Annotated in this window: 19 protein-coding genes; 7 read left to right on the top strand and 12 right to left on the bottom strand. The window is 68.9% G+C overall.

The features are described 5' to 3' along the window. Positions 1-151: 151 nt before the first annotated feature. On the bottom strand, positions 152-1315 hold the full coding sequence (locus tag P3G67_RS11295) for a PP2C family protein-serine/threonine phosphatase (RefSeq protein ID WP_276093315.1): 1164 nt from the start codon (positions 1313-1315) through the stop codon (positions 152-154). Positions 1316-1462: 147 nt separating this feature from the next. Here P3G67_RS11295 and P3G67_RS11290 point away from each other — a divergent pair, with 147 nt between their 5' ends. Then, positions 1463-1942: a MarR family transcriptional regulator gene (locus P3G67_RS11290; protein WP_269855865.1), complete on the top strand. Its 480-nt coding sequence runs from the start codon at positions 1463-1465 to the stop codon at positions 1940-1942. A gap of 247 nt (positions 1943-2189) precedes the next feature. Here the strand turns inward: P3G67_RS11290 and P3G67_RS11285 are convergent, their stop codons facing one another. Further along, a complete protein-coding gene (locus P3G67_RS11285; protein ID WP_276093314.1) occupies positions 2190-2723 on the bottom strand; it encodes a general stress protein in 534 nt (177 codons plus the stop codon). Positions 2724-3171: 448 nt separating this feature from the next. Here P3G67_RS11285 and P3G67_RS11280 point away from each other — a divergent pair, with 448 nt between their 5' ends. The 5 genes from P3G67_RS11280 (at position 3172) to P3G67_RS11260 (ending at position 6912) form a co-directional block, all read left to right on the top strand. Further along, positions 3172-3537 (top strand): hypothetical protein, encoded by a 366-nt coding sequence (locus P3G67_RS11280; protein WP_276093313.1) that lies wholly within the window; start codon positions 3172-3174, stop codon positions 3535-3537. A 66-nt stretch (positions 3538-3603) separates the two neighbouring features. Then, positions 3604-3774 (top strand): hydrophobic protein, encoded by a 171-nt coding sequence (locus P3G67_RS11275; RefSeq protein ID WP_269856116.1) that lies wholly within the window; start codon positions 3604-3606, stop codon positions 3772-3774. Between the two features lie 170 nt (positions 3775-3944). Beyond that, on the top strand, positions 3945-4811 hold the full coding sequence (locus P3G67_RS11270) for an RNA polymerase sigma factor SigF (protein ID WP_276093312.1): 867 nt from the start codon (positions 3945-3947) through the stop codon (positions 4809-4811). Between the two features lie 325 nt (positions 4812-5136). Then, positions 5137-6135: an AI-2E family transporter gene (locus P3G67_RS11265; RefSeq protein ID WP_276093311.1), complete on the top strand. Its 999-nt coding sequence runs from the start codon at positions 5137-5139 to the stop codon at positions 6133-6135. 99 nt (positions 6136-6234) lie between these two features. Continuing rightward, entirely contained in the window at positions 6235-6912 is a 678-nt protein-coding gene (locus tag P3G67_RS11260) for a hypothetical protein (protein WP_276093310.1), read from the top strand. 72 nt (positions 6913-6984) lie between these two features. On the opposite strand, the gene P3G67_RS11255 is transcribed toward P3G67_RS11260, so the two are convergent. The 9 genes from P3G67_RS11255 to proP form a co-directional block, all read right to left on the bottom strand. Beyond that, positions 6985-7329 (bottom strand): hypothetical protein, encoded by a 345-nt coding sequence (locus tag P3G67_RS11255; RefSeq protein WP_276093309.1) that lies wholly within the window; start codon positions 7327-7329, stop codon positions 6985-6987. A 140-nt stretch (positions 7330-7469) separates the two neighbouring features. Beyond that, entirely contained in the window at positions 7470-7721 is a 252-nt protein-coding gene (locus tag P3G67_RS11250) for a hypothetical protein (protein ID WP_276093308.1), read from the bottom strand. 126 nt (positions 7722-7847) lie between these two features. Beyond that, the gene (locus P3G67_RS11245; RefSeq protein ID WP_276093307.1) at positions 7848-8042 is read right to left on the bottom strand and encodes a hypothetical protein; all 195 of its coding nucleotides are present in this window, start codon (positions 8040-8042) and stop codon (positions 7848-7850) included. A gap of 443 nt (positions 8043-8485) precedes the next feature. Then, positions 8486-8749, bottom strand: coding sequence for a DUF5133 domain-containing protein (locus P3G67_RS11240; RefSeq protein ID WP_313880008.1), 264 nt, complete (start codon positions 8747-8749; stop codon positions 8486-8488). Positions 8750-8860: 111 nt separating this feature from the next. Next, entirely contained in the window at positions 8861-9703 is an 843-nt protein-coding gene (locus tag P3G67_RS11235; protein WP_276093306.1) for a YihY/virulence factor BrkB family protein, read from the bottom strand. 52 nt (positions 9704-9755) lie between these two features. Beyond that, positions 9756-11231, bottom strand: coding sequence for a bifunctional phosphatase PAP2/diacylglycerol kinase family protein (locus P3G67_RS11230; protein ID WP_276093305.1), 1476 nt, complete (start codon positions 11229-11231; stop codon positions 9756-9758). A gap of 88 nt (positions 11232-11319) precedes the next feature. Then, positions 11320-11745 carry an STAS domain-containing protein gene (locus tag P3G67_RS11225; RefSeq protein WP_276093395.1) on the bottom strand — a complete coding sequence of 142 codons (426 nt, stop codon included), beginning with the start codon at positions 11743-11745 and terminating at the stop codon, positions 11320-11322. 487 nt (positions 11746-12232) lie between these two features. Further along, on the bottom strand, positions 12233-12445 hold the full coding sequence (locus P3G67_RS11220) for a hypothetical protein (RefSeq protein ID WP_269855854.1): 213 nt from the start codon (positions 12443-12445) through the stop codon (positions 12233-12235). A gap of 119 nt (positions 12446-12564) precedes the next feature. After that, a complete protein-coding gene (proP, locus tag P3G67_RS11215; protein ID WP_276093304.1) occupies positions 12565-14115 on the bottom strand; it encodes a glycine betaine/L-proline transporter ProP in 1551 nt (516 codons plus the stop codon). A 323-nt stretch (positions 14116-14438) separates the two neighbouring features. Between proP and P3G67_RS11210 the strand changes: the two genes are divergently transcribed. Continuing rightward, entirely contained in the window at positions 14439-14612 is a 174-nt protein-coding gene (locus P3G67_RS11210; protein WP_269855853.1) for a CsbD family protein, read from the top strand. Positions 14613-14757: 145 nt separating this feature from the next. Here P3G67_RS11210 and P3G67_RS11205 read toward each other — a convergent pair whose 3' ends face one another. After that, entirely contained in the window at positions 14758-15729 is a 972-nt protein-coding gene (locus tag P3G67_RS11205; protein WP_276093303.1) for a helix-turn-helix transcriptional regulator, read from the bottom strand. Between the last annotated feature and the right edge of the window lie 85 nt (positions 15730-15814).

Genomic DNA, 15814 nt, shown 5'->3' with positions numbered 1-15814 from the left:
GCACCCGCCGTGGGAACGTCGTGCGCTTCCTTGTCATACGGCAAACTTCGGCGTCGGTGTCGTACCCCGTTTGGCAATCGCTATGCCGCGAAGTGGTCCCACGGCTCAGGCCCAAGGTCGTGCCCCGCGTCCGTGCTTCGGCTTCGCCGGCCTACCGTCCGTGCCAGTCGAGACACACCACGAGAGCGTCGTCGTGCGGCACCGGTCTACCGCGGTGAGCTGCCAGTTGTCTGAGCACCTCGCGCGGCACCTCGGCCGCCGACAGCAGCTGGGTGGCGGCGATGGCTCGGGCCAGTGCCCGCTCACCGTAGCGTTCACCCGAGGGTGAGGCGGCCTCGTACACCCCGTCGCTGACGAACACGAGCCGGTCGCCGGGTTCCACCTGGAAGTCCTCCGCGACGTAGTCGGTCTCTTCGAACATGCCCAACGGCAGCTGTGCCTCGAAGGTGATGGGCTGCACGGCACCGCCGCGCCGCAAACGCCACATCCGCGGCGATCCGGCGTCGACGACCCGCGCCCGGCCGGTGGCGAGGTCGAAGTCCACCATGAGCACCGACAGGTACGACGCCCCGCGGTAATGGGCGTAGACCGCCTGATCGGCCAGCGCGGCCTGGTCGGCGATCGACAGACCGGCACGCCGGGCGTTGCGCAGCGCATTGATCGCCAGGCTGGTCAGGAGCGCGGCCTCTATCCCCTCGCCCATGCCGTTGGTGACGTACAGCATCAGCCGGTCCTCGGTCGCCGACCAGTCGAAGTTGTCGCCGAAGATCGCGTACGCCGGTTCCAGGTGGGCACCCAGTTCGTACTCGGGCCGGGCGCAGGAGCGGCCTGGCAGAAGCTGCCACTGTATCTCGGCCGCGAGTGTCAACCGGTCCTTGCGGCGCGCCCGTAGATACAGGTCCGTGTCCCGCTCCGCGACGACGACCTCGTGCCCCAGGACCTCGGCGACGTCCGCGAGTTCGGCGAGCCGTTCCGGAGTGCAGACGTCGGTCGGCACCACCAGGCACAGCACACCCAGCCGATCCCCGCGCACGGTCACCGGGCAGTGGACCTTCGCCATCCCCTCGCCGACGCCCTCGACGACGGACCGCTGCACCACGAACGCCCGCCCGGCGGGAGTGTTGTGCACCGGCACGGGTTCCCCGGTGTGTGGCGGGGCGGTCACCGGCTGGAGTACGGTCAGCCCGTAGTCCACCAGGAGAAGCTCGACGGACTTCGCCGCGTACCGGTCGGTCAGCACCGCGCCGAGGGCGTCCACCAACTGGTGGGGGGCCGCCTTACGCAGAGCCCGCTCGGCGGCCTCGAATCTGTTCACGATGTTGGATAAGCCATTCTTTGCCAGGAGAGCATCGCACCCGCAAGCGGAGCCTTGTCGTTTGATCCGGCCTCGCCGGTATTTACTGTGGTGTAGCCAGCTAGCCGCCCTTAGCCGACTGACAGCACCCGATGAGCCTGCGAGAGTATGACCGTGACTGCCTCCCCTTCACGCCGACAGCCCGACGAGGTGGCGCGCGTGGCCTCAGAGGCCGCCGAACTGCTGGAGGTCCTGTGGGGCCGGGCGTCGACCGCCCCGGTGTCGGTGTCCCAGCTACGCGTGCTGTTCATCCTCGAACACAACGAGGGGATCAACCTCCGCACCCTCGCCGACGCCCTGAGCTCCACTCCCCCGTCGACGAGCCGGCTGTGTGACCGCCTCCAGGCTGTGGGCTTCGTCGAGCGCGCGCCCCACAGCACCAGCCGCCGCGAACTGCGGCTGCACCTCAGCAGTCGGGGCCGGGCCTTCCTGGCCGATCTACGCTCCCGCCGCGAGCGTGAACTGCAGGCCGTCCTGGCGCAGATGCCCGCCCGAAAGCGGACGGCGCTACTGGAGGGTCTGGAGGCGTTCTGCGCCGCCGCCGCCACGCAGATCCACGACGACACCGCTGACGCACACTCCGCCTGACCAGCGGGACCGCAGTCCGCCACCACCCGGCGCACGTCCGCGCTCCGCGGCCGACCGGCGCGAGGACTCTCCCTCGCCCACCGGAACATTCAAGATCCTTCCCTGCACACCTGTGACGTCGTAACTCTGTTGCCTGACCGCCATAGTTGTCAAACGGCAACTGTCTTCCGGTGGCAAGGTGCTATCCGTTCCCATCGCCGACGGCCCGGCGGAGCGGGCCGCTTCCGACACCCGGCTGCCCGGGGAACTAGCGGACGACGGTGGCGAGGTGGGCGGGAACCAGGTCGTCGTGGTGCTCGACGTGTGCGGCGTCCGTCACCTCACGCATCAGGTCAACTCCGGCCTGGGCACCGGGGCCCTGGCGGATCAGCAGGTAGCCGCCCGCCTCCACGTGCCGGATGTACTTGGGCACGTGCCGCTTGGCGATGAAGTGCCCCATCACCGCTCCCAGTCCGCCCCCCGTCGCGGCACCCTCCGCCGCGGAGACCGCGCCCGCGGCCAGCGGGCCGAGCACCAGCAGCGGCCCGACACCGGGCACAAGCAACAGCGCGGTGCCGGACAGCAGTCCGAACAGACCGCCCACCCACGCCCCCGTCGTCGCCCCCGACCTGGCCACGTCTCCGGTGGTGACGAAACCGTGCACCCGTGTCTCGCTCCGCAAGTCCTGTCCGATGACGGACAGTTGGTCGGCCGGGATTCCCTGCCGCAGCAGAATCCGCACCGCGTCCTCGGCTTCCCGCATCGAACCGTACACACCGACGACACCGTTCACTTGACTCATGCCGCGCCTCCCTTCACTCATACGTTGACTTCTCCCAGCCGCGGCACAACACAGCGGCGGGCCCGCACACGTGCGCCTTTCCGCTGCGGAATCCGCCATGCCCGCAGGGCTCCGGCATCGCACTACAGAGACGCATGGCGTGTTTCCTTGGCACCGCACTACCGCCAACGAGCCGCAGATGCGCCCCCAATTGACACCATGGATTCGGGGAACAGGTTCGCGAACCTCGGCCGGAATACCGCGCAGAACACCTCGCACCGCCGGACACGACTTTGTTCGGTTCGTCACTCACTCGCGCGATGGCGACGGCCAACCGGAGCCGCTCAAAAGGCCGTTGTACATCCGCAGCACACGGGAAGACGTTCCGAGGACGTCCATTGAACGCTCCCGAGCCAGCACACTAACGAGGTGCCATCGCCGGAGCGTCCGGAGAGGAGCCTGGTGCCAAGTGCGCAGAACACCACGTCAACAGCCGTCCCCTACCGCGGCCCGGTCACGGAGGACCGCGGCTCCCGAAGACCCCGATCAGCGGGCGGCCCGCGAACACGGCCAGCCCGAGGACCGGAAGCCGACCACCGCACCACCAGCGGCGGAGTCGACCGGCGAGGACGACTCATCGTTCTCGCCCGGCTACACCTCCCCCGGCTTCTCCTCGCCCGGTTTCGACGGACCGCAGACGCCGGCCGGGCCGCGCATCGGCGAAAGCGAGACCGGAAAGCGGATGCGCGCGGAACAGCAGGGCGAGGACGCCATCACGCCCCGCCCGCTCCCGGAGCGCCACAAGCCACCGCAGCCTCCCAGGCCCAACTCGTAACAGGTGGCCGCCGCTCGATTGAACGCCGGAGCGCAGGGCAGGCGTGGCCGTAGGAGGTCGATGACTATGGTTCCCCTGCTACTCGTTCTGCTCCTCGCACTACTGCTGTTCGGTGCCGGCTTCGCCATCAAGATCCTTTGGTGGGTCGCGGTGGCGGTGCTGGTCATCTGGCTCTTGGGCTTCCTCGTGCGCTCCACCGACTCGGCCGGCGCACGGGGCCGTTGGTACCGATGGTGACCGACGGCCGTCATGAGAGCTTTTGACAGTGGGCCCCACCGGATTCCGGTGGGGCCCACTGTCGTGGGCAGGGACGCTGCGCCAAACTTCGGGAAATGGCCGTGGTTTGGAACTGAGGAGGCGGGTAGGCGCTGAGGCGTCAAAGACTTCGGATCGATGGGAGGGCGATCATGTCGGGGCAGCTCGCCGAGAAGGCCGTTCCTGAAACCGCGGTGGAAAGGGAGTCAACTCCTGAGCAACTGACCACCCTGCTGGCCGAAGGCAAGGCGGACCCCTCGGAGTTGCGTGAGGTCTCGCGGGTGATGTTCGCCCGTTTGGCGGTGCTTGAAGAAGGCACCCAGGAGTACCAGTACGTCCGCAACTCCCTCATCGAGCTGAACATGGCGTTGGTACGGTTCGCCGCGAAGCGCTTTTCCAACCGGGCCGACCAGATGGAGGACGTCCTGCAGGTCGGCACGATCGGTTTGATCAAGGCGGTCGACCGTTTCGATCCCGACTACGGCGTGGAATTCATCACCTTCGCCCTGCCCACCATCGTCGGTGAGATGAAGCGCTTCTTCCGCGACACCAGTTGGTCGGTACGGGTGCCGCGTCGGCTCCAGGAACTTCGCATCGACATGGCGAAGGCCAGTGACGCCCTGGCCGCACAACTCGACCGGACCCCCACCGTCGCCGAACTGGCCGAGCGGCTGGGGATCACCGAGGAGGAGGTACTCGAAGCCCAGATCGCGGCCAACGCCTACACCGCGAGCTCCATCGACGCCGAGGCCTCGGCCGAGGAGGACGAGGGCACCTCCTGGGTCCACCGCCTCGGCTATGAGGACCCCGCGCTCGAAGGCGTGGAGAACCTCACCGCTCTCAAGCCGCTCATCGCCCGACTTCCCGAGCGGGAACGCACGATCCTGGCCATGCGCTTCGGCGCTGACATGACCCAGGCCGCGATAGGCGCCGAACTCGGCCTGTCCCAGATGCACATCTCACGTCTGCTGGCCCGGACCCTCAAGATGCTGCGCAGCCAACTACTGGCGGGCGCCTGACAGTTGCCGGGCGCGGGCGTAGGACACGCCCGCCAACGCCCCCGCCGTGCGGGGCGGTCTCCAGCGGTACGGTTCTGCCGGTCAACCCGCTCCACGTTTAGGACGATTACGGTGACTGAGCGGTGTACGCCGAGCGCGTGCCGACCTCCTCGACAACCAGGAAACCCTGATGAGGCATGAGCGCGCCCAGAGCGGGCCACCCGTCAACGGGCGTTCCCCCGCCGGCTCCGGGGGCCAAAGATCTCGGAACACGTTCACCGCACCTCCCGGGGCGCCGGGCGCCCGCCTGCGCCGTTCCGGCGGCGGGGCCGGGTCCTGGTTCGGGATGGGCTTCAGCCTCACCCTCGGCGGCGTGCTGGCCTACTTCCTGGCACAGGAGGTCATCCGCATCAGCGAGCTGCTGGTCATGCTGCTCCTGTCGCTGTTCGTGGCGATCAGTCTCGACCCCATCGTGCGCTGGCTGGTGCGGCACCGGATGCGCAGAGGGTGGGCCGTCGCGTTGGTGGTGGTCGCCTTCGCGGCGGTCCTGGCGGGCTTCGTGGCGCTGGTGGTTCCCCCCGTCATGGAAGAAGTCACCGCCTTCGTCCACGCCGTGCCGGGCTGGCTCCAGCAACTCCACGACCACCACTCAACCCTGGGCCGGCTGGAGGACCGCTACCACCTCATCAACAAGGCGAAGCAACAGCTGTCGAGCGGAGGATCCGACATCCTCGACGGCTTGCTCGGCGCCGGCCAACTGGTGGTCAGCACCGTGACGGCAACCGTCGTGGTCGTGGTGGTCTCGCTCTACTTCATGGTCGGACTGCCACGTATCAAGGACTTCTGCTACCGGTTCGTCCCCGGCAGCCACCGTGAACGCGTGGCCGCGCTCACCGAGGAGATCGTCGTCCGCACCGGACGGTACATGCTGGGCAACCTGGCCACCTCCGGAATCGCCGGACTGGCCACGTTCGCCTGGTGTGCGGGGACGCAGATCCCCTACTCGGCGGCGCTCGGTGTCCTCGTGGCCCTGATGGACCTGGTGCCGATGGTGGGATCCACCATCGGCGGCATCGCCGTCAGCCTGGTGGCGCTCTCGGTCTCACTGCCCATCGCCATCGCCACCGCCGTGTTCTACGTACTCTTCCGGCTGGCGGAGGACTACCTGATCGTGCCGCGGGTGATGAGGTTCGCCGTCGACGTCCATCCCATCGTCACCGTCGTCGCCGTTCTCGTCGGTGGGGCCCTGCTCGGCATCATCGGCGCGCTGGTCGCCATCCCGGCCGCCATGGCGCTGGGACTGTTCCTCGACGAGTTCGTCTTCCCGCGGATCGAAGCAGGCTGACCAGCCCCTGCCGCGTCCTCCCCCGATGGCGGCCGTGTAGGTGTTCGCATCCGGGGTAGCCGCGCACCCACGAGAACGTTGTCCACGGAAGGGACGAGCATGACTGCGCGGCACGAACGAACCCGCAAACACACCTCGCGGAGGAGGACCGCCGCGTCGGCCGCTGTCGGATCGGCGCTGCTCACCGGCCTGATGGCCGGCGCCGCCGCTCCGGCGGGAGCCGCAACACCAACCGCACAGACCACATCAGCCACACCCTCCGGGGCGACCGCGCTCACGGCGCTGCGCCACCACGTCCAGGACCTCACGATCAGCACCCCGGACGGTTCACCGCTCGGGCAGCGGCTCGACGGCGTGTACCACGGTCTCAGCCGCGCCGGGGTGACCGACTGGACCGTCGTCGGCAAGGAGGACCCGGGACGGCCGGCGATCGTGCTGCGGCTGTGGAAGGCCGACGCACAGCAGGTACGTGCGGTGCGCGACGACGTCGTCCCCGCCCTGCGGTTCGCGAGCCAGGGCCGCGACATCTACAGCGCGGGCGTACTCGCGCCCGTCAAGCCCGGCTCCCCCGCCGCCCACGGCGACACAGCCGCTCTCGGCCGCCTGGTCGCCCGGCTGCCAGACGTCCAGGCGACCGTCGACCCCCAGCCGGACATGGTCTACGTGCACCTGGAAGGGGCCAAGCTCACCACGCATGACCTCGACGCCGTAAGGAACGAGGCCGCGCGGACCGCGGGCAGCCCCGTCGAGTCCGTCCGCGTCATCAGCGAGCCGTAGTCACGGCGGTTCCCACACACCGCGGCCCGGACGGTGGCCCTGAGCCACCGTCCAGGCGCCTGACACAAGCGTTCAGGGCTTCTCGTCGCTGAGCCCGCACACCCACGCCAACGCGTCATGCACCCCTTGTGTGAAGTCACGGGTGCCGGCGCGCTGGGTGACGTCCTCCAACTGGACGACCGCCGCGTCGATCTCCGAGGTCAACCGTTCCAGATCGGGCACCCCGGCGGTCTGGGCACCGGTGAGCGGAGCGCTGACGCCACTGCCCATCGTCCACCGGTAGGCGTCCAACGCACCGTATGTGAACTGATCGGCCCGCACGCTCCGCTGCCGCAGGTTCTGGTAAGCACTCTCGACGAGAGAGCGGGGCCGGGCGCCGATCAGTTGGGGGTGGGCGGGTGTGGGAAATTCAGTCATACCTCTCGGATATCCGGATTCTCCGGTGCGATGCGTACTGGGCCGATCCGGTGGCCCTACCGGAGTACGAAACCGGGCCGGGCAGGCACCGCGACAGCGCGCAGATGCCTTAGCCCGGCCGGGACGCCCGCGCCGCCTACTCAGTGGCCCGGCGGGCCGGGGTGTCGCAGGTGGAGGGCCAACGTCCAGGGCGGCTCCGTCACCGCCGGGCCCCAGGCGACGCCCGCGACGGTGCAGGCGGGGTCCTCCTCCAGCCACTCCGCGGCGGCCCGGAACAGCCCGGCCTGGTCGTCTCCGCCGAACATCAACGTGCCGTCGTCCTCCACGGTGACGAACAGCTCGGCGTGGCTGTCCACGAATGCTGCCGCCCGGTGCCGGAGCCTTTCCACCACTGACGCCCCATCGTGATCCGCGACCACCTGGCTCGCCCCATTTCTGTCAGCGGAAACCGCCATGCGCGGCGGATAGCACCGCCCTATAAACCGACCCGATTTCGCACGGCCCGCTGCCGTTCCGGGCTACCTCCTGAGGGCGCCCTCGAAGTCGGCCAGCTCCTGGTGGAACTCCTCCACCGCCGCGCGCAGGTCCGCACAAGCCCGCTCCACCTGCTCCTCGGTCGTCAACTCCGCGTCAGCTGGCGGGTGTTCGACCACCTCGGCCAGGTTACCGCTCGCCCGGTCCGCTCCGACGTTCGCCGTACCGATCGCACGCACAGTCGAGTCCTCCCTACCGCGAGAAATGCACCCGCCACAACGAATCCCCACCTCGGAGAGCAGCAAACCTCGATATCGCAAAAGCAGTCCGACAGTTTGTCATGTGTTTTCGGTGAAAGCGGGCACACAAGCTCCCAGCCATCCGCCCGTTTTCGGTTTCCACCGTCATTCGGCGGCTATCGCTTGTCCCTGTGGCTGGTGATCATGCCGACGATTCCGGCTACGACGAAGACCACGATGATCACCACGGCTACGTGCGTGGGGGCGGTGGGCGCTGCCATCCACATGGGCTGCCATCCTTCCAGTGGCCGTGGAGGGACTTGTTCCCGGGATTCCGCGGAGCAAGCGCGGTGGTCCGACAGCGATCAGCCCGAGCCCGGACGATGCCGGGCTCGGGCTGGGGTTCCGCGCCGTGTCCCCCTGCGGCCACCAGCGCGGGAACGTCAAGCGGCCGTGGTTATCGAGGGCGTTCGGGGTTCGACAGGCGCCACGCTGGCCGCGAACGCCTCCTCCAGCATCCCCCGGGCCGCCGCCACCGCGGACCGCACGTCCCGCGTACCCGTCGACACGCACAACGTGTATGTGACGTCCTCCAGTTCACGCCGCACCCCGATCGGCTCGGCGGTGTTCACCGACCGCCCGGCCAGGGATTCGTACCGCTCCAACAGGTTGCGCAGCACCAGCGGATGAGGCTTCAGCAAGGCCATCTCTCCCCTTCGTTTCACGCCCGTCGACACCCCGTCTGACCGCGGCTGCGCCTACCCGGCCACAGTCGGCGCATGCGCCACCACTTCACCGGCTGGTCTTCCGTACCGCGGTCACTTGGCCTCCGCCTTCGCCAGTTGGGCGTTGAACTGGGCACCCAGCAGCAGGGAGAGATTGGAGACCCACAACCAGATGAGGAACACCGCGACGCCCGAGAGCGAGCCGTAGACGCGCTGATAGGTGCTGACATGGGAAGCGTAGGTGGCGAAGCCGGCCGACGCGGTCAACCACAGCAGCACCGCCACCACCCCGCCCGGCGCCATCCGGCGCAGTGGTCGGGAAGCCGCCGGCCCGGTACGGAACACCACCAGCGTCAGCACGACGGCCAGGCACAGCATGGCGGGCCACCGCAGCACCTCCCACGCGGCGAGCGTGGCACTGGCCAGGTCCAGCAACCGGCCCAGCCGCCGGGCGGTTCCGCCCGTCGCCACGAGGGTCACGGCGCTCGCCACGAGAAGCAGGATGACGAGCAGCGCGGTGAGCAGGATGCGCAGAGCCGTGCGCCAGACCGGACGGTGGCTGTCCACGCCGTACATGGCGTGCAGGGCGCGACGGAAGACACTCAGATAGCTGGACCCCGACCACAGTGAGCCCGTCATACCCAGGGCAGCCAACGTCCATGTCGTGCTCGGCTGTTGGGACATCTCCAGCAGGCTCCGCCGAAGCAGCCCACGGGAGGCGGCGGGCACGACCTGGGTGATGTGGTCGATGGCCCCCGGTGCGGCACCCGGAATGGACAGCCCGAGTACCGACAGGACGACGAGCAGCACCGGGAACAGCGCCAGCACAGCGTAGTACGTGAGCGCCGCGGCCCAGTCGGTGAGGTCCTCGTTCCAGGCCGTGACGGGCGTCTGCCGCAGCGCCGTGGCCCAGGCGCGGGTGTTCCCGGTGAACACCACTCCCCCTTCCCACCTGTGCTCTCCCCGGGGCGACCGGCCCCGCGGTAACTCACACTCCGGGGCGGTAGACGACGAGCGCCTTGTACGCCTTGGCGATGCTCACCGTGCTGGGGGCACGGCTGACTTCACCGTCGTAGGCGAGGTGTGCCTCCTCGCCGAGTCCTTCGATGCGCAGGCCGCGCAGCTTCTTCTCGGAGTAGACCGGGGAACGCCCCAACGCTCCGGTGACGGCCGCCGCCATCAGCCGCGCGCGGGCGAGGGGGCCGGCCTCCACGACGCGAACGTCCAGCACGCCGTCCGCCAGGTCGCTTCGGCGCAGGGGTGCCACCCCGTTGCCGCGATAGGTGCAGTTCCCCACGAAGACCAGCCACACCAGGCGCCGTTGGCCGCCGAGGACCACCGGCACCGGATCGGCGGTGCGCAACACGTGGAGCGCCGCGAGCACGCTGGCGGGCCAGCTACCCAGTCGGCGGGACCAGCGTTCCCTGACGCGTACCAGCTCCGGATAGGCACCGATGCTGAAGGTGTTGACGAACGGAACGCGCTCACCGTCGGCTCCGTCGAAGTACGCCAGATCGATCGCGGTGGCTTGGCCGTTCCGCACGGCGCGGGCGGTGTCCTCGATCTCCTCCACGCCGAGGTTCATCGCGAGGTGGTTACGCGTACCGCCGGGGAAGACCGCGAGCGGTACGTTCTCTCGGGAGGCGATCGCCGCCGCGGTGTTGACGGTTCCGTCACCGCCGTAGACGCCCAGAGCGCCGCCGCACTCAGCGGCAAGGCGGACCGCCTTCTCCATGAGTCCCGGAAAGTCGTCGTCCTCGGTCGCCTCAATCACCTGTGCCTTCGGCAGAGCGGCCCGCAGCCGCTCCGCGGCCGGTACCAGAAGGGGCGGCACACCCGAGGTGTTGTTGACCACGACGACCAGGCCCTCACCGGCGTCCAGCGCCGGGGCCGCCGCGCGCGGTGGTTTCGACTCCCGTCGGTCGGCGCCCAGCGCACGCACCACGGCGGCGGCGCCCACTCCGATGGCCGCACCCGCCAGCACGTCACTCGGGTAGTGGACGCCGGTGTACACCCTGGAGAACGCCACGGACGCCGCCACCGGCGCCACCAGCGCGCCCCAGCGCGGGGATTGGAGACCCACTCCGGCCGCGAAGGCAGCGGCCGAGGCGGCGTGCCCGGACGGGAAGGAAGTGGTGAACGGCTGCCGTCGCAGCTGCCGGATGGCCGGGACCGCGTTCCGCAGCGGACGCGGTCGGCGCACCAGCCGCTTGCCCACGGTGTTCACCACCGCCGATGCCAACGCCAGCGACGCGAGCCCGCGCCCGGCCGCCCGCCGCCCGGACTTGCCACCGAGACCCGCGATCGCGGCGGCCGTTCCGATCCAGAGCACACCATGGTCGGCGGCCCGGCTGAGCCGTGGCAGTGTCGATTCGGCGAACGGCCAGGTCCGGGCGGCGATCCGGCCGAACACGATCTGGTCAACGCAAATGAGTCGCCTTGCTCTGGCGGGACGTCGTTTCATGGCGGTCGTTTACCCGGTCTGTGGAGCGGTACGCACGGGTATGCACCCCTGGGTGACTTTTCCTGCGCGGCTCTCCCCTGACCCGCACTCAGTCTTCCGTACGGTCCACCGCGGGCTCGTCGTCCTGCCTGCCGCGCTTGGCGGTCTCGACCGCGTCCGCGACCCCGCGCATCGCCTCGTCGACCGTTTCGCGGATCGGCGTGGCCAGACCCACTCCGGTCAGTTCCAGGATCCTGCGCACCGCCGACGTCGGTGCCGCCACCTGCACACTCCCCCCGATCCGCCGCGCCTCCTGCAAGGTGCGCAGGATGATGTTGAGGCCCGAGGAGTCCATGAAGGGAACCGCCGAAAGGTCGAGCACCAGATTCCTGCGGCCGTGGGCGATTTGGTTGGCCAACTGGTAGTGCAGTTCGGTCGCGGTATCGACGTCGAGATCACCACCGACTGACACCACCGCCACATCAGGCTGACGCACGGCCACATCGACGGACAGCGGCGCGGTTTCGGATGACAAGTCGGCACCTCCGAAGTTCGGGATCTGTGCAACGGCGGCTACCCCGGCCACGGGGATTCATCCACCACGGTTGTCCGAAGTCCTTGTCCTCGCGCTGCCGGCGTCCTCCTCGCCCGTACTGTCGTCCCGGGACACAGGTTGGCGGGGACCGAGCGGGACTTGTGAATGTGTCCCGGGACCCGCTCGTGTCCCCGCCCAGAGCCATGCTTCGCCGTGTGACAGAGCAGCAGAACGGGCGAAGCACCACGTTGTGTCCTGGTCAACCACCTCCCATCGGTGGGGGGTTCGCGACGACCTCCTCGGTCTCCCTTCTGTGCTCTCCTCGAAACGTTGGGGTACGCCTGCCTCAAGTCAGTGAAACCACACGCGCCCAATCGGGTGAGCTTCCCGTCGGCAGCGCCACTACGGGACCTCACGTGCCAACCGGCATGCGACCGACAGGCGTTCGGCCCGGCGGCGGCCAGCACGAACCGCTCGGAATACTGCGCTACGGCTTGTTCGCGATGGCACCGAGGTACTGGTTGAGTTGCTCCAGGCGGTGATCCACGCTCCTGGCCACCGCCGCGATGTCGTCGAGACGAGCCTCCACCGCCAAGAGCGCCAAGGCGACCGCCTTCGAACCGGGTTCCTCGATCGTCTCAGCGACGACGAGTGCTTGTTGAGTCGCGTCCAGCGCTCGCGCGCCGTTGTTCGTTCCCACTCCGCCCTCTTTCCGTGATGTCAGCCGTCGATTGCCCGTAGGGGACGGGTGCCCCGGCCTGACCGGGTGACACCGGCCCGGGTCACCGGCGCGAAGGGGTAGCCGAGTTGAGGCGTACGTCAGCGGGGCGACCGTGCGGCGGCCTTACCCGGCCGCTTACCGCCTCGACTTCCAACCGCCCTGTGGCGTAGCGCGATCCACACCCTGCGGGCCCGACGCGCCTCGTGCGTTCGGTGGGCGGCCACCAGTTCCCGTGCCTCCTCCTCGGTCTCCACCGTATGCGCGGACCCGCGCAGCGGCTTGCCCGCGGTCTCCCTCAGGACGAGGGCCGCGCCGGTACCGATGAGGCCCGCGACCATCAAGTAGTAGGCGGGCACCATGGCGTTGTGCGTGGTGTTGACGAGGAACGAGGCCAACAGCGGTGTGGTACCGCCGAAGAGGGACACGGAGATGTTGTAGGCGACGGACAGCCCGCCGTAACGCAGATGCGTGGGGAAGAGGGCGGGCAGCGTTGAGGCGCTGACCCCCGCGAACGTCACCAGCAGCAACCCGAGCAGCACACAGCCTGCCGCGGGCCAGAGCAGGCCTCCTTGCCGGATCATCCAGAACGCGGGAACCGCCAAGGCGACCATCGCCATCGCACCGGACAGCAGCACCGGACGACGGCCGATGCGGTCGGAGGACCGGCCCACCACGGTGATGGTGAGTACCACCAGCAGCATCGTGCCGAGCACCAGCAACTGACTGGTCAGCGCGGGGGCGCCGAGCGTCGCCGTCATGTAGGTCGGCAGGTAGGAGGTCACCATGTAGTTGGTGACGTTGTAGACCAGCACCAGGCCCATGCAGATGACCATGGCCTTCCAGTGCCGGGTGGCCAGCTCCTTCAGACGTCCTCGGCCGGACATGCGTGACTGCTCGACAGGGTCCTCGTCTGGCGGCGTCTGCGCCGTACCCTCGCGCCGGGCCTCCTCGACCCGCTGGAACGCCGGTGTCTCCTTGAGACGCAGCCGCATGTAGAGCCCGATCAGGCCGAGCGGCCCAGCCACGTAGAACGGGACGCGCCAGCCCCAGGAGGCCATGTCCGCGTCGCTGAGGACGCCGGTCAGGACCGTCACCAGGGCGGAGCCCAGGGAGTAGCCGACGAACGTGCCGAAGTCGAGCCAGCTCCCGAGGAACCCCCGCTTGCGGTCCGGCGAGTACTCGGCGATGTAGGTGGTGGCTCCGGCGTACTCGCCGCCGGTGGAGAAGCCCTGCACGAGCCGGCACACCAGCAGCAACAGGGGCGCGGCCATGCCGACCGTCCCGTATGTCGGCAGGACGCCCACGGCGAAGGTGCTGACAGCCATCATGATCATGGTCGCCGCCAGTACGCGCTGCCTGCCGATACGGTCACCGAGCGGCCCGAAGACAAAACCGCCGAGCGGGCGCACCATGAACGCGGCGGCGAACGTCGCGAAGGCGGAAATGACCTGCACTCCCGGCGAGCTGGCCGGAAAGAACACCTTCCCCAAGGTGGCGGCCAGGTAGGCGTACACCCCGAAGTCGAACCACTCCATCATGTTGCCGAGCGCCGCCGCCGAGACGGCTCGCCGCACCTGAAGACGGTCGACGACGGTGATGTCTTCCTCACTCAGCCGCTTCTTACGACCGCGTAGCAGCACGCGCAACATGCGCTCGGTACCAGCGCTGCCGGTACCCTTTCCGAACTCGCGTCCCACATCGCGAGGTGACTTGTTTCCTGGCTTCATGACTCCGCATCCGCTGTCGACCGGTGGTCGTACGCCGCTGGCACCGCGAGGGTGCGCACACACCATTCGTCCCGCGCCTTCCCACCAGGTACTCCTGTCACACCGGCCGTACGTCGCCACACCCCGTCCGGAGGGGTCCCAGCAGCCTTCTGCGGGTGTCCGTCGGAATGGATGTGTACGTCATCGGGCCCTGGGCAAGCGCCTGTTCGTCAAGCAGAGACACCAATGTGATGTGGAGGCAGGACATGGGTGCCGAGGACAAGGCCAGCAACGCCAAGGACCAGCTCCGGGGCAAGGCGAAGGAGACGGTCGGTCGGATGACCGAGGACGAGGAGCTGGAGACCCAGGGCAAGGTCGACCAGGCCAGGGGCGACCTCAAGCAGGCTGCCGAAAAGGTGAAGGACGCCTTCAAGCACTGAGCGTCGCCGATCCTGGGGGCACAGCTGTCCGCGTCTGCGGGCACATGGCCGGGGGGCGCCGCGTTCGGGGGGGCCCCCGGCCATGCCTTCACAGTTACTCCTCCATCCCGATCCATCCCGATGGCCGTCTGCAGGTGCCGTGGGGTCACGGTGCCACTCCGTATCGGCCCGCCAGTACGGCGACGGCCCTGGCGATGGCCTGCCGGAGTTCGGGAGGGCCGAGTACCTCCGCCTCCGCGCCGAGTCTGAGCAGGTCGCTGACCGCGACCGCCTCTCCCTCGACCGGCATTTCCACTTGCACCCAGCCCTCCGCGTCCGGCGGCCCGGCGCCGTCCAAGGCGCGGGTACCCACCGCGCCGAACTGCATGGGCAACAGCCGCTGTGCCCGTGGCGAGATGCGCAGTCTGGCGGTTCCCTGGTGGAGTGCGGCTTCCAGGCTGCGGCACGACTCCTGCCAGTAGGCGGCCAGATCGAACCCCGCCGGGCGTTCGAAGACCTCTTCCGTGGTGTCCACCGCGAGGAACCTCGATATCCGGTAAGTGCGTACCGAACCGTGGGCGAACGCCACCAGGTACCAGATTCCGCCTTTGAGGACGATGCCCAGCGGACGAAGCTCCCGGCGCACCTCACCGCCCCAGCGCCGGTAGTGCGTGCGCAGCACCCGCTGTTCCCACACCGCCTGCGCGACCTGCGCCAGATGCGCGACCGGGTCCGCGTCACGGAACCATGCCCGCGCGTCCAGATGGAACCGGTCCTGGATGCGCCGGGTCCGCTCCGCCAGTGCGGCCGGGAGGGCCGCTTGCACCTTCAGCTGCGCGGTCGTCAGCACGGCGCCCAGCCCCAGTTCACGCGCCGGGCCGGGTGCTCCGGCGAGGAAGAGGGCGTGGGCCTCGGCATCGGTGAGGCCGGTCAGTCGTGTGCGGTAGCCGTCCATCAGGCGGTAGCCGCCGGCAGGGCCGCGGTCGGCGCGGACCGGGACGCCCGACGCGCTGAGCGCCTCGATGTCCCGGTACACCGTACGGACCGACACCTCCAGCTCGGCAGCCAGTTCAGGAGCGGTCATCCGCCCACGGTTCTGGAGCAGCAGGAGGAGGGAGACAAGCCGGTCAGCGCGCATGGAAACAGTGTCCCGCCATACCTGACAGAGGGTGTCAGGTATGGCGGTCACGCTGGTCACACACCGCACGCAGGAACGCGTGTGG

It is taken from the genome of Streptomyces silvisoli, assembly GCF_029269905.1.
Classification (GTDB): domain Bacteria; phylum Actinomycetota; class Actinomycetes; order Streptomycetales; family Streptomycetaceae; genus Streptantibioticus_A; species Streptantibioticus_A silvisoli_A.
The sequence above is the reverse complement of the archived record's forward strand: the minus strand, read 5'-3'. Positions and strand labels throughout refer to the sequence as shown.